The organism is Streptomyces sp. ALB3 (assembly GCF_044385685.1).
Classification (GTDB): domain Bacteria; phylum Actinomycetota; class Actinomycetes; order Streptomycetales; family Streptomycetaceae; genus Streptomyces.
Genome location: NZ_JBISCE010000027.1, coordinates 268,036 through 292,250, shown reverse-complemented (window position 1 = coordinate 292,250; position 24,215 = coordinate 268,036). Strand labels below are relative to the sequence as shown.

Genomic DNA, 24,215 nt, shown 5'->3' with positions numbered 1-24,215 from the left:
ACGGGGTCGGATCGGCCGGAGCGCGGACGCGGCGCAGCCCGGCTTCCCCAGGACGGTCATGCGACGACAGGGGAGAAGCCAGGTGCAGACAGGTTGCGCACCGGCACGCTTCCGGCCCTCCCCACGACGACACGGGACAAGCGGAGGCGGTCGGCAGGAGGGCGGCGCCGGAGCAGGTGAACACCATCCGCTCACGGTGCTGCCGTCGGACGTCTCGCTCGGGCACGTGCCGGTCGACGCGGTCCTCGTCCCCACCACCGGGATGCCGCCTTGTGTCCGTACCGCGGCGTTCGTGCCGCGTGCCGGGCCGCGCTGACCGTCACGCGGCGCTGCGAACGGTGACTTCGGCCCCTCGCGCGCGTTGTACACGGTGTGTCCCCTTCCTCCCCCAGTTCGTTCCCCGCTCCGGCCGCCGCACCGGTGCCGAAGCCGAACCCCTTCCTGCTGACACCTCATCAGGGGGAAGCGGCCCGCGTGCTCATGGCCTACGTCGGCTCTCTGCCGTTGAAGGGCGCCGATGCGCGGCTCCTCGCGGTGGTCGTCTCCATCCGGGCGGCGAGGGGAGGCGTCGGCAACCTCACCGGTCAGGACGTCCGCTCTCTCCGCCTGGCCGATCCGGACGGTGCCGTCGCCGCGTTCGCCGCTCTGGGCTGGCAGGGGCAGGAAGCCCTGCTCGGCGATGACCTCGTCACCCCGGTGGGGGTGTCGGTCCCGGACCTCACCGGCCACCCGGACTCCCCGCTGCCCTTCGGCAAGGTGATGCGGTCCAGGGTGTCGGGCTGGACCGTCCGCACCCTTTCCGCGAAGCCGGTCAAGAAGACCTCGCCCGCCGCGCGGTTGGCCGCGCTCTTCCTGGCTGCCCACGGACCGGCCGACGACCACGGCGCGCTTCCCGCCCACCTGCCGGACGAGTGCCGGGCGGCCCTCCCCGAACTGCTGGCCAAGGGCTTCCTGCGGGAGTTGGAAGGCGACCGGTTCCTGCTGGCCGACGCAGTGCGGCACCTGTCGGGCATGCGTCCCCCGTCCGGGCCCCGGACGCCCGACGAGCCGGAGACGGAGACGGAACAGCTGAGCTGGGACCAGTGGAAGGACCGGGCGAGCGTGGCCCTGCGGCGGCACGTCGCCGCTGTCGAGGGCTGCTCCGAGTGTTCCCTGTCCACGGCCAGGGTGTCCGAGGCCTTCATGCGCAAGGCGGTGCCGGCCCAGTTCGAGGAGAAGGTGCGTCGGGCCTACGTCGCCTGGGAGACCACGTACCCCGGTCAGGGACCCGCCGCAGCCGAGTTCGCCGCTGCGTTCCGCGCGTCACACGGTCACGGGCCCTCCGTGAAGCAGCTCTGCAAGGGGATGGGCTGGGGGAAGATGTCACGGGACCTGCGGATCCACGTCGTGCGCCGACTGATCACCGACGGGTGGCTGACGAACACCGATCCGGTGCCGTGGACCCTCCGTCCGGGCAAGGCCGCTCAGGCGGTCGCGCCCGCCACCGCGGACACAGGCGTACGTCCTCGCTGAGCGTGCCGGGTTGCGTGTGACGCCCCGCGCACCGGAGATCAGCCGTCTGAGGTGACGTGACGTCTGCCGGACCAGTGGTCAGATGTCCGTTCGGCCAACTTCAGTGCACCTCCGGTCGGTTCCCGCATGACGGTGTCGGACGCCGGGCGCTCCCGGGGTTCAAGGCGGTTGCGATGGGCATGTCAGGCCTAGCGCGCGTGCCCCCACCCGCAGCCACGCGCCGACCGGGAGGACGCAGTGAAGACCAGCCCACCGATCCGCAAGGCCTGCCTCGTCGTGACCAGCGCCATCGCCCTGGTCATAGCCTCCGCGAGCAGCGCGTTCGCCGCCCCACCGTCAGCGCTGCCCGCGAACGCGGACGCCATGGAACAGGCCTTCCAGCCGGCGTACGACTACGACACGGACGGGTGTTACCCCACGCCGGCGATCGGCTCCGACGGAACGATCGCGGCCGGCCTCAACACCACCGGTGCGGTCAACGGCAGTTGCCGTGACGCGGTGGACCTGGACAACACCAACGGATACGCCCGCTCCAAGTGCAACAACGGGTGGTGCGCGGTCATGTACGGCCTCTACTTCGAGAAGGACCAGGCGGTGGCCGGCAGTGGGCTCGGCGGACACCGGCACGACTGGGAGCACGTCGTGGTGTGGGTCCAGAACAACGAAGCCCGTTTCGTCTCCACCTCCGCCCACGGCGACTTCGACGTCCACGCCCGTGACCGGATCCGATGGGACGGGACCCACCCCAAGATCGTTTACCACAAGGACGGGCTCAGCACCCACTGCTTCCGCCCCGCGAACTCGAACGACGAGCCGCCGGAGAACCACTACCACCAGTGGCGGTTCCCCGGCCTCGTCGGCTGGAACGGCTACCCGGCGGGTCTGCGGGACAAGCTGGTCCGGGCGGACTTCGGAAGCGCGGTCTTCGGCCTCAAGGACGGCAACTTCGCCGGCCACCTGGAGAAGGCACGCCCGGCAGGCATCCCCTTCGACCCGAACGCCTGATCTGCCAGGGGGGCGGGGCGTCCCGCCCCCTCCGGGCTCAGCGTTCCGACAGCTCCGACGGCGCCTCCTGGACGACCCATCCGTTGCCGTCCGGATCGGCGAAGGCCATGAACGAGTTCCAGGTGTCGCCCTTCCCCTCCTCCCAGCCCGTCGCCCCCACGTGCCGGATCGGGGACACGTCCACGCCCCGCCCCACCAGTTCCTCCCGCGCCGCCTCGATGTCCGTCACGCAGACCTGGAGGCCCTGCAGTGCCCCCGGAGCCATCGGCTTCTCGCCGGGGAACGCGGGCATGCCCTGGAGCATGGCGATCGAACACCGCGAGCCCGGGGGCGTCAACTGGATGATGCGCATACCAGGAGCCACCTCGTCGTCCAGGTCCAGCGTGAAACCCGCCTTCTCCGTGTAGAACGCCTTCGCCCGGTCCATGTCGGTCACCGGGACAGGGATGACTTCGAGTGTCCAGTTCATGCAGCCTCCTCAGAAGGGCCAGTGCGTCTGGCCGGTCGTTTCCTCCTCGGCGAAGCCGGGACGGCGGGGCGCCACGGTGAACTCCGAAGAACGTCCACCGTCACCCAGCAAGCACCCGGCGCGCACGCCGAAACGCCAACAGGAGCCGCACTGTGACCATGTGCGCCGTCGGCGTCCCGCCCTTCGAGCGGTGGTGTGCAGGTCTAGGTCGCGGCCTGGGAGCTGTCCCGGAAGCCACCCCAGCCGTGCCAGCGGTCGATCTCGATCCAGGCATTGACCCGGCCGCGCTCACGGTCCGCGTACGGCTTGCCGAGGTACTGCCGGGACAGCCGGTCGATGCCTGCCAGCCCTTCGTCGTCGCTGACCTCGACGACCCGCCCGATCAACGTCACGTGGGTGTACCAGTCGGATTCGTCTAGCACCGTCAGGGTGACACGGGGGTCCCGTCGCACATGGTCGAGACGCTTGCGCCCCTCGTCCATGTTGACGAGGACCCTGCCGTCGTCCCACAGATACCAGGTGGCCGTCGACACCGGCTGCCCGTCCGCACGAAGGGTGGCGATCACCGCCGGGTTGGGCTTGCGCAGCATCGTGATCGCGGCGTCAGGAAGGGGCGGCTTCGACATGTTCTCTCCTCTGTCTCGTGCTGTGCCCTCCCCACCGGGGTGGACCACCGGTGATGCAGAGGGCGCGCCTCCACGCTGCCACAGAACAAGGACGGCATCCGGGACCGCGTAGGCGACAGCCCTCGTGCCGCCTGTGGTCCGGAGGGAATTGTCAGTGGTGACTGTGATGCTGGGGGCATGGACGAACTGATGAGGCGCCGCGTCTACGGTGCCGACCACGAGGACCCCGACCCGGGGCCCCGGCGCGGGCACGTCTACGTGGAGCTGGTGGGTGGTCCGCTCGACGGACTCCTCCTGGACGTGACCGGCTGGTCCGAGGAGCGCCTTTCCACGGGCGCCGCGCTCGGGACGGAGCTCGGGAGATTCGGAGCAGGAGGACGCGCCGTGTACGGGCCGGTGGCTGCCGACCCGAAGCGCTGGGCCTGGGAGGCGGACAGTCCTTGAGCCGTCTGCCTCCCCGCTCGAAGGGCTGGTGCAGGAGGAGCCGAAGAGGAAGCGTACGACCTCGTCGGTCTCGGCCCCCGCGGGGCCGGCGGCAGCGTCAGGGCACGCTGTGGCGGTCCGGTGCTGTGGTCGTGCACCACCAGGAACGAGGCCCGCGACATCGACCGCCTCCGACACCGGCTATGCGGAGCAACGGCCCGGCTCCCGGGCGCCGTAGTCCGCAGCACCCGCTGACGAGGACGTCGACCACCATGTGCTCCCTTATCATCGGCGTCATGAGCGTTGAGCCTTCGCACCCCGTCCCCCTGCGCGCCTCCGACGCGGACCGTGAGGCAGTGGTTGCGGAGTTGCAGGAAGCGATGGCCGACGGCCGCATCGACCTCGACGAACTGGGCGCGCGGCTGGAAGTGGCCCTGTCCGCCAGAACGCACGCCGAACTTGCCCCGCTCACCGCCGACCTGCTGCCCGTCGCGCCGCCGGCTCAGCCACTGCTGCTCAAAGGCGGCATCGCCGGCGCGGTACGGACCGGCGTCTGGCGCGTTCCCCACCGGATCAGGGCGTACGGCGGGCTCGGCGGCGTCAAGATCGACTTCACGCAGGCCGCATGCCGGCTGCGGGTGGTGGACGTAGAGGTGGACGGGCAGACCGGCGGCGTCGAGATCGTCATCCCTGACGGATGGGTGGTGGAGACGGAGCACGTGGATGCCGGCCTGGCCGGCCTGCGCGACAGGACGACCGCGGCGAAGCTCCCCGGTTCGCCCCTGGTCCGTCTCACCGGTACTTGCGGGATGGGCGGAGTAACTGTCCGTCATCCCAAGCGCGGGGAGCGCCGCAAGCTGCTGCGCGAGAGTCGCTGAGCGAGAGCCCTCTCGTCCGAAGCGGTCGCCCGCCTGTTCCGTCAGCTCCGGTGCGTAATCGCTCGAGTCCTCGAGATCCACGAGATCGGGATGCCTGAGATCGCTGACGACGAGCCACTCCTCGTCAGCGAACTCTCCCGCTACCGGACGAACGGACTGGCCTGGGTCGCCGTCGACGACGCAGACGCTCCGGTGGCCTATCTCATCGCTGAACGCGTCGACGGTAACCTCCACGTGGAGCAGGTGTCGGTACACCCTGCCCAGGCACGCCGCGCCGTGGGACGCCGGCTTCTGGACCACCTCGCGCAGCACGCGGCCGACAACGGGATACCCGCCCTCACCCTCACCACGTTCGCCGAAGTCCCGTGGAACGCGCCCTACTACAACCGGTGCGGATTCCACACACTCGACGACAGCGAGCTCGGCCCCGGTCTCCGCGAGATCCAGCGGCAGGAAGGCGCACACGGCCTGGACCGATGGCCGAGAGTCTGTATGCGCAGGGACCTGTGGCTGAGCGGTCGTCCTGGCGCGGCCGGGCAACCCGGAGCCGAGCTCTCGTCCCGGCGCGACAAGCGCCCGGGTGACCGCGTCGTCTCCTCGGCACAGGCGGTGCCGGAGGAGTGTGCCTACTGACTGCTGCGAAGCCGCGGCGCGGGGCCACTCGTCGCCGATGATTTTCCGCCGGGGAGGGAGTCCCGTCTCCGACCACTAGGCCCTGGCAGCCTGCGTATCCGGAGCCAGGGCCGACAACAGACAACGAAGCGTGACACGAGGAAGATGCCCGTATGACTGAAGTGAAACCGGTAGGCCGAAGTGGCGGGCGAGACATCTGGCCCCTCATCCACTCCGAGAGGGCGGCCCTCGCAGCAGACCTCTCCGGCCTGCCCGAGGGGCGATGGATGACACGGTCGCTGTGCAGTGAACTGACGGTGAGGGAGGTGCTGGCCCATCTCACCGCGGGGGCGAGCCTCAACTCCCTGCGTTGGCTGGCAGGCGTCTTCCGGTGCCGGTTCGACTTCGACAAACAGGTCGCCATGCGGCTGGCCGAACACATGGGCTCGTCCCCGGACGAGACGGTCGAGCGGTTCAGCCAGGTCGTCGCGAGTACGACGAAGCCGCCCCTCCCCGCCATCGCCATGCTCGGGGAGACGGTGGTGCACAGTGAGGACATCCGGCGTCCGCTGGGCATCCACCGGGACCACCCGATCGAGACGGTCACGCAGGTCGCCGACTACTACAGAAAGTCGGACCTCGTGGTACTCGCCAAGGGACGCATCCACGACCTGCGGCTCGTCGCACAGGACGGCCCCTTCAACACCGGTTCCGGACCGCTGGTCTCCGGTACCACACTCGCTCTGGTGATGGCCATGACCGGCCGTGCGACGTTTCTGGAGGACCTGGAAGGAGACGGAGTCGAGCTTCTCCGGGCGCGTTGCGAGTCCGTGTGACGCCGTTGCCTCCCGAAGGCGCCCCAACGTTGCGTGCGTGAGGCCGGGCAGGGTGCCGACGCCTCGGCGCCCTGCCCGGGGCGGAGGCCGTACGCGGGCAACTGCCGTGGGCGAGCGCAGCGAGCACCGCACGGACCCGGCGGTGACTCCCACGCGTCAACTCGCCATGCTCAGCCTGTCGCACGGACGACGTCACAGTGTCCGCCGAGCGCGTCATCGGGGCCGGGGCTGGGTACCTAACCCCGTGTACGCGCTGTCGTGAGTCCCGCAGCGGGCAGGAGGCTGCCATGTTCCGCGCGGCGGTTGCCCGGCAGCGTGGCCTGGGCGGGCGTTCGGACACGTTCCGTATCGAGTGGAAGCAGGACATGGCAGAGTACGAGATCACCATCGCCGGTACCCGTGACATGACGAAGTTCCTGCAGTGGGCCGACGACGAACAGTGGAATCCAGGGAAGCTGGACCATGTGCCCTTCCACGCAGCCGATCCGCACGGATTCCTCCTGGGGCGGCTGGACAAGGAACCCGTCACCTCCATCTCCGCCGTACGGTACGGAGCGGACTTCGGGTTCATCGGGCTCTACATCGCGCGGCCTCACATCCGTGGCCAGGGCTACGGAATCCAGACATGGCGGGCGGCCATGAAACATCTGGACGGCCGGAACGTGGGCCTGGACGGTGTGATCGACCAGCAGGACAACTACCGCAAGTCCGGGTTCCGTACCGCCTGGAACCACGTGCGGTACGCAGGGGTGCCGGACACCGGGGTGCCTGCCGCAGACATCACCGTCCTCGACGCGGGATCGGTTCCCTTCGACAGGCTGGCTTCCTACGACCGCCGCTTCTTCCCCGCGTGCCGTGATGCCTTCCTCTCCTTGTGGGTGGGAGTTCCTGGCCACACAGCTCTGGTGGCACTGCGGGACGGCGAGTTGAGCGGCTTCGGCGTGGTGCGCCCCGCCGAGTCGGGCGCGCGCGTGGGGCCCCTGTACGCCGCTTCCGACGATGTTGCTCTCGCCCTTCTGCACAGCCTGTCGGCAGCGCAGGAGGGGGCACCGGTGGCCCTGGACGTGCCCGACGTCAACACGGCCGCGGTGAGGCTGATGGAGCGCCTGGGACTCGAACCGACCTTCGAGTGTGCCCGGATGTACACGCGTGCCGCGCCCGACGTCGACATGGCCGGCATCTTCGCCGCTACCACCATCGAACTCGGATAGCGCCGTGCCGGCCTGAGCGCGCCCCGCACGTGGCGTCGTCGAGCTCGAAGAACAGCTGGCCAAGCAGCTGGAAGCAGTGCGGGCTGGGCGGGACGAGCTCGCCGTCGCCGAACGTGTCCTTGAGTGGGTGAGCGAGCAGCTCGCCGAGGAACGCGCCTCAGCCCGGCCGATTCCCGGGCAGGTGGGCGGCCGGGCGGTGATGCTGATCCCGCGCCGCGACCCGGGCACGGACGAAAGCATGCTCCCGCCGGACTACCAGCGCATCATCGCCGCCGTGCGGCAGGCTGCCGGACCGGTCATGGCCCGCGAGGTCGGCGAAGGGGTGGGAGTTGACGTCAGCGTAAAGGCCAAACTGGAACCGCTGCGCGGCAAGCTGGTCAGACTCGTCGATCGCGGCTGGCTCCAGAAGCTGCCCGACGGCCGGTTCACCACCCGCCTGTGACCAGGAGCACCGCCACTCGAAGCGGCTCGGCACGGGCGTATCCGGGCTGCCCCCGGCGACCGTTGGAACTGTGTGACGAATACAAAAGAGCACGCCGAGGACACCTGCCTGCTTGTCTACCAGTGCCGCCTGCCGCTGTGCACGCGCACCGTCAACCACCTCGCCGACCTGCTCAGGCGCCATCTCAAGGCGATGCGGTCCAGGTGGCGGATCCTGCCGCCGGGAAGATCGCGGTGATCGTCCTGGCCGTACTGCGCCACGGCCAGCGCCTGGCCGACATGGACGGCGGCAACGACGTGTCCGAGTCCACCGTCCGCCGTTGGCGCGACGAGCTGACCACGGCCTGCACTTCCTCGCCCTCACCGACGAGAAAGGCCGCCTGATCTGGATATCCGCCGCCCGGCCCGGCCGCACCCACGACAACACCGCAGCCCGCCACGACCACATCCTGGCCCACCTTCACGCCGCCGGCCTCGGAGCGCTGGTCGGCCTCGGCTTCCGCGGCCTGGAGAACAACCTGCTCAACCCCATGATCGTCACCGGCTACACCGCCAGCCGAACCCACAAGCTCACCCCGGGCCAGAAGGACGCCAACCGCGTCCTCGCCGTGGGACGTGCACCAGTCGAGCACGCCTTCGCCCACCTCAAGAACTGGCGGACCTCCACCAAACTCCGAACCGACCCCGCCCGCGCCCCCCGACTCCTGCGCGCCCTGCTCGTCCTGACGAACCTCGAAATCAACCGCTAACGGCGCGCTGTGTGCCTGGCCGTGGACCATGTGGTGGACGCACCGTCCATGGGTCGCCGCGCTCGTAGCCGGGGTCGCCCTGAGGTTCGGGGTATTGGACTCCTCGCAGGCAGCAGGATCCCGGCGACAGATCCGGGATCTGACGACCACGCGACAGCCGACCGTCCCACCGGGCGGCCCGGATACTTCCCCATCAGGCCGGTCTCACACGGGTTGCACGCTGATGGACCACGGTCCGTCGGAGCGGGCGTGGACGAGGCAGGGCCCCGACAGAGGCGCCTCGCCCTGCCACGGGCCCGTGCGGTTGGCCAATTCGTCGAGAAAGCCGCCCCCGTCAGCCTCGAAGGTCTCTATGAGGCAGTAGCCACCGTCGCCGGACCGCGGGTCGCCCTCGTAGGTGAGCGTCGCGATTCCCGGGCCACCCTCGTAGCACAGTACGTCCGAGGCGGGGCGCCGTGCCTGGCCGTCCAGGGGCAGCGCGCTCGACAGCGCGGTCACCTCGATCGTCCACGGCCCGTCCGCCTGGACTCGAAGTGCCTTCACCGGTCTGTCGTCGGCGTTGATCAATGACCGACAGGAGAAAGGCCCGTCGGTGTAGACCAGTTGTCCCTGCGAACGCAGCTTTCCCTCCAAGGCGTCCACGACGAAGTGCCCGGCCCCCTGGTGCCTGATGTCGAGGATGACCGGCTCCACCCCGGTGGTCAGACGCGCGACCTGGTTACCGTCACCGCCGATCCTCTGCGACACCGGACCGCCCTTGGAGAGCAACAAGGGCGCCTGGCCAGGCAAGGACAGGGGCAGGGGCGCATCCCTGGTCTTGGCAACCCCGCGAAGAGATGTCACATCCGCATGCTGCTTGCCCCGGTTCGGCGTGAACCACTTCATCGAACGCCCCTTGTCTCTTGGTGGTGTCTTACGTCTCAACGAGGGCGTCAAGCCCTGCCTCGATGAGCCGATCGGACCCGATGTGCCTACCCGATCCTCGCTCGCGGGCGATATGGCGGACCCGCTTGGGGGGATCATCGCGGGTCACCAGAGTTTTCGGTCGGCGTCCGAGGACAGCAGGCTCGCACATCCGCCGACGCCGCTGCATCGCGTTCTCTTCGACCCAGCCGTACTGACAGACGATCTTCTTCTCAGACTTCCGCCGACGACCAGCACGAGCACCCAGAGCACGTGTTACACCAGCCTTGCGACCTGCGGCTTCAGGTTGACGGAGGCTCACTGGTCCGCAAGTGCCACGTTGCCCTGTCCAGCTGAGGCGGGCCGACGGCAGGGCTCCGGTGAGGTCTTCGCAGAGCGGCCCCCGCTACAGCTCGTCCGCGAAAGCCCCGGCCAGCTCGCGCCATTCGGCCCGCGGCAGGCCACCGCCCCCCTCCTCGGCGGTGAGGATCTGCAGGGCCACGTGGTCGGCGCCGGCGTCGAGGTACTCCCGGGTCCGGGCCCTCACCCGTTCGACGTCACCAAGGGCGAACAGGGCGTCGAGGAGACGGACGCTGCCACCACCCTCGAAGTCGCTCTCCGTGAAACCCAGGCGCAGCAAGTTGTCGGTGTAGTTGGGGAGCTGGAGATACATCGCCAGCATGTCGCGTGCGGTGGTGCGGGCACGGTCGGCATCGGTGTCCAGAACCACCGACAGTTCAGGGGCGAGCATCGCGTCCGGGCCGAGCGCCGCGCGTGCTTCCGCGGTGTGCTCCGCGGTGACGAGATAGGGATGCGCGCCCAGCGTCCGGTCCGAGGCCAGTTCGAGCATCCTCGGGCCGAGGGCGGCCAGGAGGCGGCGCCCGGAGCTCACCGGCGGGCTCGCGGCGTCGAGAGCGTCGAGATAAGCGACCATCGAGCTGTACGGCTTCGTGTACTGCGGCACCATCGGGCCGTGACTGACGCCCAGGCCGAGGACGAACCGCTCGCGCGCCGTCGCGTCGATCTCGGCGATCCGCCCGGCCACCTCCTCGGCGGAGTGGTCCCAGATGCTCAGGATGCCGGTGGCCACCGTGACCGTGCGGGTGGCGTCCACCACAGCTGCGGCGTCCTCGACGGACGGACTGCCGCCGATCCAGAGAGTGCCGTACTTCAGCTCCTCGAGCTCGGCGACCGCTTCCGCGATCGCCTTTCTGCCCGCGCCGTCGGTGCGCGACCCGTGCAGTGCGCTGCTCCAGATGCCGATCCGTCCAAACGCCTCGCGCGTCTCAGAAGTCATGGTGTGGTCAACAGCGGCCCGACCTCGCTATTCCCGGCCGGACGGGATTCACCCGAACGGCCGCATGGAACGCCGTCCTTCTGAAGGGGCCAGAGGGAGCGGGGGAGAGCGAGGGCCCCTCGCACGTGCCGGCGACGTCCGGAACCGTGTCGACCGCCACGGCATCCCGTTCCCGGACGCCCTCGTGCGCGGATGGTTCAGGTGCCAGGGCATTTCAGCGCCTACGGAGCGGGTAGATAGGGGCCACGGGAGGCAGCCGGCCCCCGGAACTCGCGGGGAGGGACCGGCACGCGGGGCGGGCGGCTGGTCACCACCTCCGAGTGAGCGTTCCACGGACGTTCACCACGTCCTCGCCGAGGGTCTGTGTGTGAGGCGGGCCCTCAGGATTGGCTTCGCGACGTCCAGCCCTACGCAACAGATGAGGCACACATGTCCCTGAGGCACGCGGTCGCCGGTCTCCTCCTTCTCTCCGCCCTGGCCCTTCCGACGACCGCAGGGGCTGCCACGGCCTCCCCCGAGCGGGAACCGGTTCGCAGGACCTCGTTCGACCTCCAGGCCCACCGTGGGGGACTCGGACTGACCACGGAGAGCTCCCTCGAGGGTTTCGGAAAGGCGCTGCGGCTGGGTGTCAGCACGCTGGAACTGGACACCCAGATCACGAAGGACCGCAAGGTGGTGGTGACCCACGACCGGCAGGTCAGCTCACAGAAGTGTGAGGACACCGGTCCGCTGAGGCCGGGTGATCCGATGTATCCGTATGTCGGCAAGTACGTCAAGGACCTGACGCTCGCGCAGATCCGGAGCATCGACTGCGGATATCAGCAGCTCCCCGGATTTCCGGAGCAGGAGCGGATCGAGAACTTCCGCATGGTCGAGCTCAAAGACGTCCTGAACCTGGTGAGGAGCTACGGGGCGAAGCGGGTCAGGCTGAACATCGAGACGAAGGTGGAGGCCGGGGCGCCCGAGCAGACCGCGCCGCGCGAGCTCTTCGTCCGACGCGTCTTCCAGGAGATCCGCCGTTCCGGCGTCGAGAAGCAGGTGTCCGTCCAGTCCTTCGACTGGGGGGCGCTGAAGGAGATGCACGAACTCGCCCCGGACTACCCTCTCGTGGCGCTGACGAACTACGACTTCCTGCAGGTGGGGAGGCCCGGAGCATCGCCCTGGCTCGGTGGGATCGACGCCGATGACTACGACGGGGACTTCGTGAGGGCCGCCGCTTCCGTCCCCGGCGTCACCACGCTGTCCCCGAACTACGGTTTCCCGCAGAGCGGTACGGTCGCCGATCCCGACTTCCGGTTCTACCCCGACGAGAAGATGATCCGCGACGCGCACCGGCGCGGTCTCAAGGTCGTTCCCTGGACCTGTGACGACCCCGCCACCATCGGGGCACTCATGGACATGGGCGTCGACGGGATCATCACCGACTACCCCGACCGTGTACGGAGCGCCATGGCAGCCCGCGGCATGCGTCTGCCCACCTCGTACCCCGCGCCGCGTCACTGACGACGGCCGGGCGGCCCTTGCCGGGCGAGCTCCAGGCCCTCGTACTCCGGTATGCGTGGCCGACGGGGAGACGGCCGACCGGCGCCCTGAGTGCCGACGGCGTGTCGGATCGGCACCTCAGGGATCGCTCGGCGGTTCGCGCCACGGGGGGTCCGGTGACGCCCACTGCGGGGCACAGGTGCGCCGTCGCGTGGATCATTGTGCCCGCGTGTGGCCGGCCCCACCGGCGGCAGGCCGACAGGTCCGGCGACGGGGCCACGCCGTACACGCACGCCGTCGAGGCACTCCCGCCGCCCGCACTCATCGTTCCCGACTAAGCGGCAGACTCCGCGCCTTCGTCGCCCTTCGCGGCGGGGACGGGGCTGTAGTAGACGGAGCGTCCCTGCTTGGAGCGCTCCAGCAGCCCCTGTGCGACGCCGTGCTCGAGGGTGTTGCGCACCACGGTGACCTGCGCCGGGCGCTGGGGGTGAGCCTCGGTCAGCGCGGCGGTCACCTCGGCGGCCGACTTCGGCTCCCGCTGCTCCGCGAGATACCCGGTGACCAACTCGCGCCAGGTCGGCTCGCCGGCGTCCTTGGGGGCGGCGGACTTGCTCGCGGAAGCCTGCTGACCGGCCCGAGCCCGGGACTTCGCCCCGTCCGCTCCCTTCTGCGCGGACGCCTTCCCCTTGGCCCGGCGGGCGGCGGGCACAGCCGCCGCAGCCTTACGGCCGCCGCTCTTGCGCGCAACGGGCTTGTCAGTTCCGCCCAGTACCTCCTGCATCTTGACCAGGATCTGCTCACCCTCTTCGAGGCGGATGAGCTCGTCCTGCAGACGGGTCAGCTCGGCACGCGCCTGGTCCTGCTCGCTGCGGTTCGCCGCGAGGTCATCGGCGATCCTCTGTGCGTAGTCTGCGCTGATGCCGGAAGTAAGAGTGTTTTCGGACATGCAGTCCTCGTCTTTCGGTGTGTCTCAAACAGGTATGGGCGGCTGATGCTACCCACAAACGAAGGCAACGCCCCAGTGGATGCCGATTCACCACAGATGCGGGCCTTCTCCGGTGCTCGATCCCAAGGGACCGTAGAGGGCCCATTCCCGGCCCGCACCACGCAACACCGTGGGAAGGCTGCCGTGTTGGCGCGATTTTGTGTAGACATGACTGGGGCCATGTGGTCGGAGGCGAGCCTGGTCGACCCTCTGTACACCTGATGGTGTCTTGTCCTCCACGTCGCGGCCCACCACTGCGACGCGGCAGGCGAGATGTCGAACCTCACACCACCCCGGCGGTCCGCCGCTCCGCTTCGGGGACCTCGACGCCGCCTCCTCTGAGGGCCACGAGGTACTCACCCGTGCCGACGGAACACGGCCGGATCAACCCGGGTACATGAGTGCCCCTGGAGTGGCGTGGACCCGGGAGTCAGCCGTGACCGACTCCCGGTCAGTGTCCGCCGGGCCGTGTGACACGTGCTCGGACCGTGCCGTAGGAGTGAGTCAAATCCATCGGATGCACACATCGCGTCGTTGCTCTCTGGTGGGGGCCGGTTTCGCCATGTAGCGTCACTGCCAGATGTCGTGGTTCGCCGTACCTGCCCGCGCTTCGGTGCGGGCGTTCTACTGTGCCGGTCCGGACCATGACATCTCCGGGACCGCGCGGTGCGGGATCCGGATATCAACGGGAAGGCACGAGCATGGCCAGCGGAACCGTCAAGTGGTTCAACGCCGAAAAGGGTTTCGGCTTCATCCAGCAGGACGGCGGCGGGCCGGACGTCTTCGCGCACTACTCCGCCATCAACGCCACCGGCTTCCGGGAGCTCCAGGAGGGCCAGGCCGTCACCTTCGACGTCACCCAGGGCCAGAAGGGCCCCCAGGCGGAGAACATCACGACTGCCTGATCCGGTAGATCGAGGTCGCCCAGGCCCCGGAAGCGCGATCCGAGGGCCTGGTGCCGCCATCGAGCGGGCGTACGTGCCTGTGCGACGGCGGGCGTGACCGAGCGGAGACAGGAGCCGGGCCTGTGGCGTCGGGTGCGTTCGTTCGTACCCGGGCGCGTCGCCGGTACCGGCCACAGCGGAACCGACGGGGTCGAACCCGTCCTTGGGACGCGGACTCGAGCGCACACTGCCGATACGAGTGCCTCGTCGACGACAGCACCCGGCACTTTCCGAGTCGGCCCCGTACAGCCTGACCGCCTTCGTGCGAGTTCCGGATTCCGTGGGCCGTCCCCTGTCCGGCCAAGGCGCCGATGCCGCCAGGACCAGTGCCACCGGCATCCACACACCTGGCGCGGACCCGTGGGCAGGGCCGACGGGAGTCGGCGTGCGCCGGCGCGCGTCACCAGTGGACACTTTCGCGACCTGCCTCAGGGGGATGTACCGGGCTCAGGGCCGGGCATGTGCGGTGCGCAGGCCAGGAGCCCGGTCCGCGCGAGCGCGGTTCCGGCGACACGCCGGATGTCCCGACTCGCCCGCTCACCGAGGACCAGCCGGTGGCGTCGGACGAAAGTGTCGGTTCAGCCGAACACGAGGCTCAGGGATCGTGGTGGGCGCGGGACCTGCCGGCTCGGAAACACCGTCGCCGAGGTGGTGCTCGCCCGGTACGGATACCGTCCGCTCCTCAACCGCCGCGTCATGGCCTCGCCCACGCCGGTGCGCTTTCTCGCCCGGCTTCTGACGCACGGCACCGACGCACCTTCCGGCGACCTGATCGAGACCGTCGTCCGGGGTCTCGTACGCATGGTCCCCGCGCCGAGCCGACGCACACGCGGTGTGTGAACGCGCCCCCGGCAACCCGACACCAGGGACACGCCGCCGGAAGCCTCCGCACATGTGTCGCTCGCGACGAACCTGGTCCGGGACCGCACACCCTGACCGCAGGGCCGGGAAGGCGGCACGAGGAAGTCATACACACGACGCGTACCACGGGACAGCATTGCCGCCGATGATCCTCGCCTACTCGACCCCGTCAAGGTCCATCTCGGCCGTGGCCTGACGCGCGGGCCCACCTGCGCCGTCGACGCGCCCGTCCGCACCGGCCGGGCTTCCGGCCAGCCGCCCGGGCCGCGTCGAGCCTTCTCCGTTTCTCGAGAACCTGCGTCCCGATGACGACCGCACAGGTATCGGCGCGTCAGGTGATGTCACCACGGTGTGTGACGGCCGCTGCGCCATCGCATCGTGAGGTACGCGGTCCTGTGGCGAGCAGGCGGAGTGCCGCCTCGAACCGTTCTTCGACGGAGCGCGAGTGCCCGGTGGCCCGGGAAGGGTCCGGCCCGTAGTGCCGGGTTTCGTCCCCGCCCGTCGGTCCGGGCATCGGCCGAAGCGGGCGACTGGGGGGACGATCGAGTGAATCGCGCCGACACACCGCAGCAAGGGGCGAATTCCGGCTAGAGACACCCAGTCAGTGAACGCACATTCGCTCAAATGGCGGGCGATCCGTACTGGAAGGCTGACAGTGGGAACGCTGAACAAGCTGGAGCAGCGCTTCGAGGCGTGGGTGAACGGCGCTTTCGCCAAGGCTTTCAAGTCTGCGGTGCAGCCCTTGGAGTTCGTCGGCGCGCTCCGGCGCGAGTGTGACGTCAACGCCAGGATCTGGAGCACTGATCGCACGGTTGTACCCAACAGCTTCGTCATCGAGCTGAACAGCGACGATCACGCGTTGCACAGCACCTGCCTGGTCATGCTCGGCGAGGAACTGGTCGAGAAGGTGCGCGACTACGCGGAGTCGCAGCTGTACTCCTTCGTGGGCCCTCTGAAGGTGCAGCTGCAGTGCGCGGACGACTTGGAGACCGGGCGCTACCGGGTGAGGAGCCGGATCGAGATCCCTCCGAAGGTCAAGCAGGCCATGGAAGCGGCCGAGAGGCGGGCGATGGCTGCGCGCGAGTGGGGCGGCCATGGGGAGGCCATGACCTGGAGGCAGCCGCCACGCTCCTTGGGCAGGGAGAAGCAGGTACTGACCGTGGAGCAGTTCATAGAGCACGAACTGACGGTCGACAGCAACGGCATGCTGGTACGAGGTGGTCTCCGGCCGGTCGCCAAGTCGTCGCAGCTCCGGAGCATGAAGGACCCTGGGACCAAGGGTGCCGACGCTCCCGAACTGCTGCCGTTCCGGCAAGGGCCGTCGACCCGCACGCACAGGCTCGGGGACCGTCCTCCGCACGGCCCCATGACAGGATCCGACCGGCCGAAGAGCCTGGCTTCCGAGATCCAGAGATGCCTTCCTGCCGGTCGGCCGCGGCTGTCCGCGCCCGGTGTCGAGGACTGCCCCCGCGAAGAAGCGCCTCGTCAACCCGAAGAACACGGTAGATCGGTGGTGGAAGCATCCTCTCCCCGACGCGCCGAAGCTGTGCCCAAGAGCTCTACGAGATCATCGAAAGGACCGAACAGTATGACGAATGACCGTGACCTCAGCGTCGGCAGTCCTACGCCTGACGGGGGAGAGGGCAGGCCGGAGGGCTTCGGAGGCCACAGGCCGCCGGACCGGTACGCGGCGAGTGAGTCCCACGCCTCCGCGGCCCGGGAATCCCGTCCGTCGGCGCGGGCGGCCGACGAGGTCGGACACGGTGAATTCGGGCCGCACGCGCCTGCCGGCGCCGCCTCCGCCCACGGACAGGGCGGAGCCCCCCTGTCCTACCCGTACGCCGGGGCTGCGCAGGCTCCACGGTTCGCCGACGCCCCCCCGGTCAACCACCGGGCGGCGGCCGCCTATCCTCCTGCGGCTCCGGACCGTTCCGGTCATGGCAGCGCGTTGGGGCACAGTTCGTCGGTCGAGCTCTCGTCGGAACGTCTCCTGCGCAACAAGTCCGGCGTCCGGGGCGGTCTCAAGAAGCTGCGTCTCGGCGGTAGGGGCGCCGAACGGGTGAGGCAGCAGAAGCTGTCCGTGCTCCGAACCCCGGTGATGGACTGCTACAAGATCGCCGTCATCAGTCTGAAGGGCGGAGTCGGCAAGACCACTACCACGACCGCCCTCGGCGCGATGCTCGCCACGGAGCGCCAGGACCGGGTCGTGGCGATCGATGCCAACCCCGACGCCGGCACGCTCAGCCGACGGGTACGCAGGGAGACGAGCGCGACCATCCGTGACCTGGTGGCCGATCTGCCGAACCTGCCCAACTACATGGCGGTACGCCGGTACACCTCCCAGTCCCCGAGCGGCCTGGAGGTCCTCGCCAACGACGTGGACCCCGCAGTCTCCACGGCGTTCAACGACGAGGACTACCGCAAGGTGGTCGGCTGCCTCGGGCAGCACTACCCGATCATCCTCACGGATTCCGGTACCGGGCTGCTCCACAGCGCCATGGGCGGCGTACTGGATCTCGCGGATCAGCTGATCGTCGTCGCCACGTCCAGCGTGGACGGCGCTGCCAGTGCGAGCACCACCTTGGACTGGCTCAATGCCCACGGCTACGCGGACCTCGTCCAGCGGAGCATCACCGTGGTGTCCGAGGCGCGCAAGACCGGAAAGATCGTCAAGCTGAACGATGTGGTTGCCCATTTCCGTGCTCGCTGCCGTGGTGTGGTGGTCGTTCCCTTCGACGAGCACCTCTCCGCCGGAGCGGAGGTCGACCTGGCCAAGATGAAGGCACAGACCCGCGAGGCGTACTTCAACCTGGCGACGCTCGTGGCAGCGGACTTCCACCGCACCCAGCCCGAGCCCGTCGGCTGGCCGCCCCTCCCGCACGCGGGATACAACTCGGCCAGCGTCTTCTCGGCTCCGGTCTGGGGCTGACTGCTGTCACCCCGACCGCGCATAAGCGCGGCACGCGGCAGGACCTGCGATGCCGCTGAAGCGGACGCCGGCGGTTCGGGCCACCGCCACCAGGGCGTGCGCATGGACAGAGACTTCGTCCCACCGGTGGTGGCCGCCCCGTGTTCCAGAGGCGGCCACCACCGGTGGGACGGGGTGCCGCTCGGCCCGCCAGGCCGAGCGCGATTCCGCGCCAGGCGATCGCCCACAGTGAGGGGGCTGAGCTCCCCGCTGGGTCGAGGACACGACCCGTGGGCCTGTGCCGTCACACGGCTGGTGGGGCGGTGCGGTGGCTGAGGACGGTTTCGCGGAACGACCCGACCACCGGGCGGAGGTCGGTGCGGTGCCAGGCTGCCCACAGGTGCACGGAAGCCTGATGCCAGGGGAGTTCCCGGACCTCCACTCCCTCGGTGGCGCCATGGATCATGCTCTTCTGGACGAGCGCCAGCTCCAGGCCCGAGGCGACGAGGCCGAGGGCGGTCAGCGGATCCGGCGCGTCGAGGCGGATGTCAGGTGTGAAACCCGACGCCGTGCAGGCGGCGACGAACGTGTCCCTGGCCGCCTGCTGGTGCAGCGTGTCGATGGCGATCCAGGGCTGGCCGTCGAGGTCGGGCGCCGTGATGTCCTGCCGGCGTGCGAGGGCGTGTCGCGCGGGCAGGGCGAGAAGCAGTGGATCCTCGAGCAGGGGGGCCGCCAGCAGGTCGGGGTCGTCCGCTCCGGGGGGCTGCTGGACCAGGGCGATGTCGAGGCTGCGTTACCGCAGGCCCACGAACTGTTCGTCCGGGGTCAGATGGTAGAGGGACACATGGATGCCGGGGCGCTCCCGCTGCAGGATGCGCAGCGCTGAAGGGAGCACGCCGGTGTGCATGGCGTCGGGTACGTACCCGATGCACAGTCCGCCTTCCTCTCCGCGTCCCAGGCGTCGCCCGAGGTTCTCCAGCCGGTCGGCGTGGCGCAGCAGCGCGCGGGCCTCGGTGAGGAAGACCCGTCCATCGGCGGTCAGACGAATGCGCTGCTGGGTGCGCTCGAAGAGTGTGAGGCCGAGGCTCTTCTCGAGCTGGGCGATCTGGCGGCTGAGAGGCGACTGGGAGATGTGTAGCTGCTCTGCCGCGCGGCCGACGTGCTCGGCCTCGGCCACGGCGATGAAGTAGCGAAGTTGTCGCAGGTCAAGCATGTAAGACCTCTGGGGACTCAACTCAGTCCAAGCGAGTCTTGGACCACGACCACCGCGTCGATTCGCATTCCCGCGCCGCCCACACGTGTCTGGCAGCTCATCGGAGGCTTCGGCACGCTGCCCGACTGGCTGCCGTACATCCTCAGGAGTGAGCTCGGTGAAGGAGGTCGCACCCGGAGCCTCACGAGTGAGGAAGGGGGCCGGATCGTCGAGCGTCTCGATCTCTTCGACGACAAGGCCCGCACCTACAGCTACTCGATACTCGAGGCCCCGTTCCCGGTGACCGGTTACCTCTCGACCCTCACCGTGCGCCAGGACGCGCAGGGCGGCTCCTCCCTCGTCGAGTGGACCGGCACTTTCACGCCGGACGGAGCCGGTGAGGACGCGGCGCGGGGCACGGGGTTCCGCCTCGTGCCCCACCTCCGGGAAGGGGGGCCCGCGCGACGCTGTCGGACGTGTCCGGGTTCGACATGTCCGCCCTGTCCGGCGTGCGGCCGATTCGGCCCTGACAGCACCCGACAGCCTAGGCTGTCATCGAAGCACTCGACAGATTTACTTGTCGTCAGTGTCCCGCGCAGGTATGTTTGTCGCATGGATGACGCAGTGGCAATCCCGACCCCCGACAAGGACGACAAGGACTTCTGGCCCACCGTCCTGACCGCGGTGGATCCCGCCTGGAATGAGCCCACCGACGACGATTCGTTCGTCATGGACGACGAAGTCCTCAAGACCGTCCGCGCGCTCACCGAACGCATTTCGACACGCGCGCTCGCCTATCAGGCCGCCGGTAAACCCTTCGACAAGGCCCTCATGGCCGCGCCGGACGTGCAACTGGCTCTGCTGCGGGCACTGTACGAAGCCAAGCAGTCCGTCGACCGGCTGGCGGAGAGCGCCGCGACCGTGGCCGGCCGTGGGGGAGCGAGTTACGCCCAGCTGGGTAAGGCCTGGGGTGGCATCAAGCGCCAGTCCGCTCGCCTGAAGTGGCCCCACGCGGTCGCCAAGAAGTCGGCCAGTGAATCCATCCCGCTTCGCTATGCAGGCGGCACGGCCGTCATTCACCACGAGCCGGACGCCGACGCCTGGTGGTTCGCAGCCGTCGCCGCGGACCAGCAGGAGGAGGAGTCCGAGGCCTGCCACGCCACGTCCACCGAGGCCATCGCGAGGGCGACCGAGTTCCTGCTGTCGCACGCCCAGCCCACCCGGCAAGCCTCTGTCTGACCCTGAACGCCGCGTACCGCCTGGCCCGGCAGGGCGCTCCGGACGTACCGGGCGGTGCGGGCAGGAAGGTGTGGGTGTGCCATCCCGTCGTCGGTGCCCCGTCGGACGAGCAGCCCTCTGAGCTGTCCTGCGGGTCATGGTTGGTAGCCTCCGGTGATGACTGCGACCTTCGACGAAGCTGTCCGCGCGCGACTGCGAGCCCCTCACATCTGGTACGTCGGCACCGTGTTCGCCGATGGATCTCCGCAGGTCAGCCCGATGTGGGTGGATCTGGAGGGGGAGGGAGAGCTGACGTTCAACACCTCGGTGGGCCGGGTGAAGGAGCAGAATCTACGCCGCGACCCCCGCGTCTATCTCTCGCACGCAGACGCCGCCGACCCCTTCGACAGGGTGCAGATCAGCGGTGAGGTGGTCCGCTTCATCGAAGGCGAGGAGGCGCACGACCGGATGGACCGGCTGGCCAGGAAGTACCTGGGCGTCGAGCGCTTCGAGTGGATCATGCCGGGCGAGCAGCGGGTCGCGGCGATCGTGCGCCCCCTCAAGGTGCGGCATGTGGTCGGGGTCGAGAGGTTCCGTCCCGGCGGCCCCACTCCCGCACCATGAGGGCCCTGAGGACACTCCGCTGCGACGCCCCGGCTGCCCGAACCGCCCCGGTCCGAGACGTCCGGGACGCCGCCGGCCGCGACGGGCGTCGGCACAGCCATCCGCCTCGGTCGAGGTCGGGCCTGACAGGGAGACCCCTGCCGCCGACTACGCGCACGTCTTCAACCGTGCCGAAGACGCCGATGTGCGTCCTCGGTTGCTGACACGGGTGGAGACGACTCCGGGAGGCCCCGACGAGTTGCCCGACCGGTTCCACTCGGAGGTAGCTCCCGTCCGAACGGGGTGAAACACCACCTGTTCCGGTGCGAGTGACCGGCTCTCAGGGCAGCCCTGCTGTCCAGGGCCGCTCTGAGAAGGGCTCCCGAAGCGTGCTTCGGGCGGTCTGATGGGACACCGCCGATGGGTCACGGAGCGGGCCATGTCCTGGCTGACCGGGTACCGGGCGCTCAACCACCGCCACGAACGCCGTTCCGGCGGGTCCGCACCGTCGTCGGGTGATTGTGATCGGTGGGCAGGCGCACCCTCGGCAGATGCGGTAACCCGAACGCGAGTGCTATCGGTAGCCGCTTGCTGTGCTGGTGGGTGCGGGGTGTCGGTGGCGGACGGATCGCCGGCAGCGGCGGCGCGACACGAGGCAACTGCCCGCCGGGCAGGTACCCCGTCGCGCGTTGCACGCGGACATCTGTTGTGAACGAGTGATCGTGAGATTACGCATTTCATGTGCGCTTGCGGTGTGCATGAACGCGATGGTGCGGGGCACGAGGATGAGCGCGGCAGGAACCTGACCGCTAACGAATTGAAGTCAGCCAGGCTGTACCGGCCGGGTGTGATCAGTCCGCTACGAAGTGGAAATCTGAACGCGCCCATGAAGCTCTATGACGGGAACTGACATGATTCTGCTCGGTGCCATTCTGCTCGTAATCGGCTTGCTTGTCGGCATATCGTTGCTGACCACCATTGGCAGCGTGCTCGTCGTGGTCGGCGCCATCCTGTGGCTCCTTGGCGCAAGTGGTCGCAAGGTGGGCGGGCGAAAGCACTATTTCTAGTTCCGTGAGCCGATAGAACGCTGCCGAGGCCTTCGAGAATTCGATCCGCGCCTGCCCAGCGAGTTCGGTGGAACAGGTGCCGATACGTGCGGGTGGGCCGCGACGACATGTCGTCGCGGCCCACCCGCACGTCGCCGTCTCCTCCGCCCGGGCCACGGGTCGGCCCCTTACGCCGGCTCCTCAGCCCCCGGCCCTCAGTTCGTCAGTGAGGATCTCGGTCGCCTCCCGCGTGGGGCGCACGCGCTGAAGCCTGGTCCATCCGGTCCAGCCTCGCTTCGTCAGCAGCTCGATCAGTTGCCGGGCCGGCGGCACCGTTTCGAACGCCAGCACGTCCATCAGCTGGGCCAACGGTGGTGAGATGCCGGTGTCGTCGACGTAGTCCTCACCCTGCTCGTCGGCCATGTGTGTGAGGTAAGCGGCCAGCTCGTCTGCCAATGCGACCAGCAGCGGGTCGTCGTGGGTGCGGTCGAGAGCCTGGCTCAGGGTCACGTAGAAGGCGACGAACTGGGGGTCGGTGATCTGCCTGCGCTTGCGCGCCATCCACTCCGGGACTCGGTCGGGCGCGAGCGCGACCAATGGAATCCAGCCGTCACGTTCAGCCTGGACGATCCGCTCGTCGACCCCGAGCGCCCGCAGCCGGTCGAGATGCCCGACCACCTCCGGAGGTAACGCCAGGTGGTCCCCGGAGGCGAGGGACGCTATCCGCTCCCGGTGCCGCTGCCGTACTCGGATCTCGGCTGTCAGCCGCTTGTCGATATCTGTGATCGCCGCGGTGAACTCCGACTCCTCGGCCTCCAGCAGCTCCCGCACGCGTCCCAGCGGGACCCCTGCCGCGGCGAGGGTCCGGATCCTGATCAGCTCGACCACGGCGCCGGCGTCGTACCTCCGATAGCCGGAGCGGTCTCGCTCCGGCTCGGGCAACAGCCCCTTGGCGTGATAGTGGCGCACCGCGCGCACGGTCACGCCGGCATGCGACGCCAGCTCGCCGATGGTCAGCATCGGACCAGTCTCCTGGAAACCGGCCTGACGTCTGAGTGGTCCGCTCCTGATGATCTCCGCGATTTCCGCGGCATGAGTGAAGACCAGCCCGTGGTCGGCCTCGAGCCACGCCGTGGCGACGTCGGATCGTGCACGGACGAGCCGCTCGACGCCGGCGCGCCAGACGCGGTTGTGCCGTGACGCACGTCCTGCACCGCTGCTTCCGGCGATGGACGTCGACATGATCATACGGATGGGGTGATCGATCTTCCCGTACCGGTCGAGTATCGCGGACCGGACCACATCGATCTCCAGATTCAGGTCGAAGATGTCCTGCCCGGTGAGCAGCACCTGACGCGCGGTCGCCCGCATCGCGTCTTGCCGCGTCGCCAGGTCCTCTGCCATAGCGCGGAACGCCGCCAGGTCCGCATCGGCGATGAACGGCTCGGGCAACGGGTTCGCCCCGTCGATGAGGACGAGTCCCGCGACTGCCCCGGGACGCTCGGCGGCGTAGTGCACGGCCAGATCCGCACCCATCGAGTAGCCCACGAGCAGGGGGGCGGAGGGCAGCTCGATGTGTGTGAGTACGGCGACGAGATCACTGAGGAACGCTTCGAAGGAGTACTGTCCGGCGGCCGAAGCCAGGCCGTGGCCCCTGAGGTCGAAGGTCACCACGTCGTGGTCGCGCCGAAGCAGGTCGGCCAGGTCGTGCAGGCCGGCCTGGGTCGAGTTGAGTCCAGGGCACAGGACCAGTGGATGTCCGCGGCCGCCGCGGGTCACCGGAATGGTGACGCCGTCGTGGTGGACCGTGAAGTGCTGCACCGCCCGATCGCGTCCTGCGGCCCCCTCCTCCCTGTCGGTCGGAACGCAGGCGAGTGTCACGGGGGCGGATCCCTGGTCGGTTCCGGCGGCATCGGCTTGTGAAGTCATGCCAGCCATGCTGAGAGGTTGCCCGTGCGTCAGGGTCAACCGCCGCACGATCCTGGAGGGACGCCGCCGGAGCCAACGGGGAAAC

Annotated in this window: 23 protein-coding genes and 4 pseudogenes; 19 read left to right on the top strand and 8 right to left on the bottom strand. The window is 69.1% G+C overall.

What is annotated here, in order from left to right; genetic code table 11:
• The first annotated feature begins 480 nt into the window (after positions 1 to 480).
• Positions 481 to 1,512: a hypothetical protein gene (locus ACHFIV_RS16455; RefSeq protein ID WP_398969708.1), complete on the top strand. Its 1,032-nt coding sequence runs from the start codon at positions 481 to 483 to the stop codon at positions 1,510 to 1,512.
• Between the two features lie 237 nt (positions 1,513 to 1,749).
• Entirely contained in the window at positions 1,750 to 2,517 is a 768-nt protein-coding gene (locus tag ACHFIV_RS16450; RefSeq protein WP_398968885.1) for an NPP1 family protein, read from the top strand.
• Positions 2,518 to 2,554: 37 nt separating this feature from the next.
• On the opposite strand, the gene ACHFIV_RS16445 is transcribed toward ACHFIV_RS16450, so the two are convergent.
• A complete protein-coding gene (locus ACHFIV_RS16445) occupies positions 2,555 to 2,986 on the bottom strand; it encodes a VOC family protein (protein WP_398968882.1) in 432 nt (143 codons plus the stop codon).
• Positions 2,987 to 3,189: 203 nt separating this feature from the next.
• The gene (locus ACHFIV_RS16440) at positions 3,190 to 3,612 is read right to left on the bottom strand and encodes a PPOX class F420-dependent oxidoreductase (protein WP_398968880.1); all 423 of its coding nucleotides are present in this window, start codon (positions 3,610 to 3,612) and stop codon (positions 3,190 to 3,192) included.
• Positions 3,613 to 3,789: 177 nt separating this feature from the next.
• On the opposite strand from ACHFIV_RS16440, the gene ACHFIV_RS16435 reads away from it, so the two are divergent.
• From ACHFIV_RS16435 to ACHFIV_RS16395, 9 genes and pseudogenes are all read left to right on the top strand, one after another.
• Positions 3,790 to 4,056 carry a hypothetical protein gene (locus tag ACHFIV_RS16435; RefSeq protein WP_398968878.1) on the top strand — a complete coding sequence of 89 codons (267 nt, stop codon included), beginning with the start codon at positions 3,790 to 3,792 and terminating at the stop codon, positions 4,054 to 4,056.
• 275 nt (positions 4,057 to 4,331) lie between these two features.
• Complete coding sequence (locus tag ACHFIV_RS16430) at positions 4,332 to 4,913, top strand: DUF1707 domain-containing protein (RefSeq protein WP_398968875.1); 582 nt, start codon at positions 4,332 to 4,334, stop codon at positions 4,911 to 4,913.
• Positions 4,914 to 4,946: 33 nt separating this feature from the next.
• Positions 4,947 to 5,420 (top strand): annotated as a pseudogene (locus tag ACHFIV_RS16425) (GNAT family N-acetyltransferase); the annotation flags it as partial.
• 278 nt (positions 5,421 to 5,698) lie between these two features.
• Complete coding sequence (locus ACHFIV_RS16420; protein ID WP_398968872.1) at positions 5,699 to 6,361, top strand: maleylpyruvate isomerase family mycothiol-dependent enzyme; 663 nt, start codon at positions 5,699 to 5,701, stop codon at positions 6,359 to 6,361.
• Positions 6,362 to 6,726: 365 nt separating this feature from the next.
• A complete protein-coding gene (locus ACHFIV_RS16415) occupies positions 6,727 to 7,572 on the top strand; it encodes a GNAT family N-acetyltransferase (RefSeq protein ID WP_398968869.1) in 846 nt (281 codons plus the stop codon).
• Positions 7,573 to 7,699: 127 nt separating this feature from the next.
• Positions 7,700 to 8,014, top strand: a complete 315-nt coding sequence (locus ACHFIV_RS16410) for a hypothetical protein (RefSeq protein WP_398968867.1) — start codon at positions 7,700 to 7,702, stop codon at positions 8,012 to 8,014.
• Positions 8,015 to 8,086: 72 nt separating this feature from the next.
• Positions 8,087 to 8,251, top strand: coding sequence for a hypothetical protein (locus ACHFIV_RS16405; RefSeq protein ID WP_398968864.1), 165 nt, complete (start codon positions 8,087 to 8,089; stop codon positions 8,249 to 8,251).
• Positions 8,218 to 8,397 carry a hypothetical protein gene (locus tag ACHFIV_RS16400; protein ID WP_398968861.1) on the top strand — a complete coding sequence of 60 codons (180 nt, stop codon included), beginning with the start codon at positions 8,218 to 8,220 and terminating at the stop codon, positions 8,395 to 8,397. The genes ACHFIV_RS16405 and ACHFIV_RS16400 overlap by 34 nt, the downstream gene beginning before the upstream one ends.
• Positions 8,334 to 8,762: a transposase family protein gene (locus ACHFIV_RS16395; protein WP_398968859.1), complete on the top strand. Its 429-nt coding sequence runs from the start codon at positions 8,334 to 8,336 to the stop codon at positions 8,760 to 8,762. The genes ACHFIV_RS16400 and ACHFIV_RS16395 overlap by 64 nt, the downstream gene beginning before the upstream one ends.
• A gap of 204 nt (positions 8,763 to 8,966) precedes the next feature.
• Here ACHFIV_RS16395 and ACHFIV_RS16390 read toward each other — a convergent pair whose 3' ends face one another.
• Together ACHFIV_RS16390 and ACHFIV_RS16385 are read right to left on the bottom strand one after the other, a co-directional pair.
• The gene (locus ACHFIV_RS16390; protein WP_398968856.1) at positions 8,967 to 9,509 is read right to left on the bottom strand and encodes a hypothetical protein; all 543 of its coding nucleotides are present in this window, start codon (positions 9,507 to 9,509) and stop codon (positions 8,967 to 8,969) included.
• 562 nt (positions 9,510 to 10,071) lie between these two features.
• Positions 10,072 to 10,962, bottom strand: coding sequence for an LLM class F420-dependent oxidoreductase (locus ACHFIV_RS16385; RefSeq protein ID WP_398968853.1), 891 nt, complete (start codon positions 10,960 to 10,962; stop codon positions 10,072 to 10,074).
• 429 nt (positions 10,963 to 11,391) lie between these two features.
• On the opposite strand from ACHFIV_RS16385, the gene ACHFIV_RS16380 reads away from it, so the two are divergent.
• Positions 11,392 to 12,465 carry a glycerophosphodiester phosphodiesterase family protein gene (locus tag ACHFIV_RS16380; RefSeq protein WP_398968850.1) on the top strand — a complete coding sequence of 358 codons (1,074 nt, stop codon included), beginning with the start codon at positions 11,392 to 11,394 and terminating at the stop codon, positions 12,463 to 12,465.
• A 313-nt stretch (positions 12,466 to 12,778) separates the two neighbouring features.
• Here the strand turns inward: ACHFIV_RS16380 and ACHFIV_RS16375 are convergent, their stop codons facing one another.
• Positions 12,779 to 13,390, bottom strand: coding sequence for a hypothetical protein (locus ACHFIV_RS16375; protein WP_398968848.1), 612 nt, complete (start codon positions 13,388 to 13,390; stop codon positions 12,779 to 12,781).
• A 740-nt stretch (positions 13,391 to 14,130) separates the two neighbouring features.
• On the opposite strand from ACHFIV_RS16375, the gene ACHFIV_RS16370 reads away from it, so the two are divergent.
• The 3 genes from ACHFIV_RS16370 (at position 14,131) to ACHFIV_RS16360 (ending at position 18,163) form a co-directional block, all read left to right on the top strand.
• Entirely contained in the window at positions 14,131 to 14,334 is a 204-nt protein-coding gene (locus ACHFIV_RS16370) for a cold-shock protein (protein WP_014158060.1), read from the top strand.
• Between the two features lie 687 nt (positions 14,335 to 15,021).
• Positions 15,022 to 15,213 carry a hypothetical protein gene (locus tag ACHFIV_RS16365; protein WP_398968845.1) on the top strand — a complete coding sequence of 64 codons (192 nt, stop codon included), beginning with the start codon at positions 15,022 to 15,024 and terminating at the stop codon, positions 15,211 to 15,213.
• Between the two features lie 676 nt (positions 15,214 to 15,889).
• A complete protein-coding gene (locus ACHFIV_RS16360) occupies positions 15,890 to 18,163 on the top strand; it encodes an FhaA domain-containing protein (RefSeq protein ID WP_398968842.1) in 2,274 nt (757 codons plus the stop codon).
• A 283-nt stretch (positions 18,164 to 18,446) separates the two neighbouring features.
• Here ACHFIV_RS16360 and ACHFIV_RS16355 read toward each other — a convergent pair.
• A pseudogene (locus ACHFIV_RS16355) lies at positions 18,447 to 19,355 on the bottom strand (LysR substrate-binding domain-containing protein).
• Between ACHFIV_RS16355 and ACHFIV_RS16350 the strand changes: the two are divergent.
• The 4 genes and pseudogenes from ACHFIV_RS16350 to ACHFIV_RS16335 form a co-directional block, all read left to right on the top strand.
• A pseudogene (locus ACHFIV_RS16350) lies at positions 19,302 to 19,721 on the top strand (SRPBCC family protein); the annotation flags it as partial. The pseudogenes ACHFIV_RS16355 and ACHFIV_RS16350 sit on opposite strands and share 54 nt — an antisense overlap.
• Positions 19,722 to 19,946: 225 nt before the next feature.
• Positions 19,947 to 20,573 (top strand): hypothetical protein, encoded by a 627-nt coding sequence (locus ACHFIV_RS16345; protein WP_398969705.1) that lies wholly within the window; start codon positions 19,947 to 19,949, stop codon positions 20,571 to 20,573.
• A gap of 156 nt (positions 20,574 to 20,729) precedes the next feature.
• A complete protein-coding gene (locus tag ACHFIV_RS16340) occupies positions 20,730 to 21,176 on the top strand; it encodes a TIGR03618 family F420-dependent PPOX class oxidoreductase (RefSeq protein ID WP_398968840.1) in 447 nt (148 codons plus the stop codon).
• Between the two features lie 890 nt (positions 21,177 to 22,066).
• Positions 22,067 to 22,222, top strand: a complete 156-nt coding sequence (locus ACHFIV_RS16335) for a hypothetical protein (RefSeq protein WP_398968837.1) — start codon at positions 22,067 to 22,069, stop codon at positions 22,220 to 22,222.
• A gap of 180 nt (positions 22,223 to 22,402) precedes the next feature.
• Here the strand turns inward: ACHFIV_RS16335 and ACHFIV_RS16330 are convergent, their stop codons facing one another.
• Together ACHFIV_RS16330 and ACHFIV_RS16325 are read right to left on the bottom strand one after the other, a co-directional pair.
• Positions 22,403 to 23,221 (bottom strand): MerR family transcriptional regulator, encoded by an 819-nt coding sequence (locus ACHFIV_RS16330; RefSeq protein WP_398969702.1) that lies wholly within the window; start codon positions 23,219 to 23,221, stop codon positions 22,403 to 22,405.
• 342 nt (positions 23,222 to 23,563) lie between these two features.
• A pseudogene (locus ACHFIV_RS16325) lies at positions 23,564 to 24,130 on the bottom strand (alpha/beta fold hydrolase); the annotation flags it as partial.
• Positions 24,131 to 24,215: the final 85 nt, after the last annotated feature.

Bases quoted from the DNA above. Each gene is read 5' to 3' on its own strand.
- ACHFIV_RS16435 (WP_398968878.1), top strand. From the start codon at position 3,790: ATGGACGAACTGATGAGGCGCCGCGTCTACGGTGCCGACCACGAGGAC.
- ACHFIV_RS16345 (WP_398969705.1), top strand. From the start codon at position 19,947: ATGGATGACGCAGTGGCAATCCCGACCCCCGACAAGGACGACAAGGAC.
- ACHFIV_RS16335 (WP_398968837.1), top strand. From the start codon at position 22,067: ATGATTCTGCTCGGTGCCATTCTGCTCGTAATCGGCTTGCTTGTCGGC.
- ACHFIV_RS16420 (WP_398968872.1), top strand. From the start codon at position 5,699: ATGACTGAAGTGAAACCGGTAGGCCGAAGTGGCGGGCGAGACATCTGG.
- ACHFIV_RS16330 (WP_398969702.1), bottom strand. From the start codon at position 23,221: ATGCTGACCATCGGCGAGCTGGCGTCGCATGCCGGCGTGACCGTGCGC.
- ACHFIV_RS16445 (WP_398968882.1), bottom strand. From the start codon at position 2,986: ATGAACTGGACACTCGAAGTCATCCCTGTCCCGGTGACCGACATGGAC.
- ACHFIV_RS16375 (WP_398968848.1), bottom strand. From the start codon at position 13,390: ATGTCCGAAAACACTCTTACTTCCGGCATCAGCGCAGACTACGCACAG.
- ACHFIV_RS16430 (WP_398968875.1), top strand. From the start codon at position 4,332: ATGAGCGTTGAGCCTTCGCACCCCGTCCCCCTGCGCGCCTCCGACGCG.
- ACHFIV_RS16340 (WP_398968840.1), top strand. From the start codon at position 20,730: ATGACTGCGACCTTCGACGAAGCTGTCCGCGCGCGACTGCGAGCCCCT.
- ACHFIV_RS16370 (WP_014158060.1), top strand. From the start codon at position 14,131: ATGGCCAGCGGAACCGTCAAGTGGTTCAACGCCGAAAAGGGTTTCGGC.
- ACHFIV_RS16415 (WP_398968869.1), top strand. From the start codon at position 6,727: ATGGCAGAGTACGAGATCACCATCGCCGGTACCCGTGACATGACGAAG.
- ACHFIV_RS16385 (WP_398968853.1), bottom strand. From the start codon at position 10,962: ATGACTTCTGAGACGCGCGAGGCGTTTGGACGGATCGGCATCTGGAGC.
- ACHFIV_RS16455 (WP_398969708.1), top strand. From the start codon at position 481: ATGGCCTACGTCGGCTCTCTGCCGTTGAAGGGCGCCGATGCGCGGCTC.
- ACHFIV_RS16440 (WP_398968880.1), bottom strand. From the start codon at position 3,612: ATGTCGAAGCCGCCCCTTCCTGACGCCGCGATCACGATGCTGCGCAAG.
- ACHFIV_RS16380 (WP_398968850.1), top strand. From the start codon at position 11,392: ATGTCCCTGAGGCACGCGGTCGCCGGTCTCCTCCTTCTCTCCGCCCTG.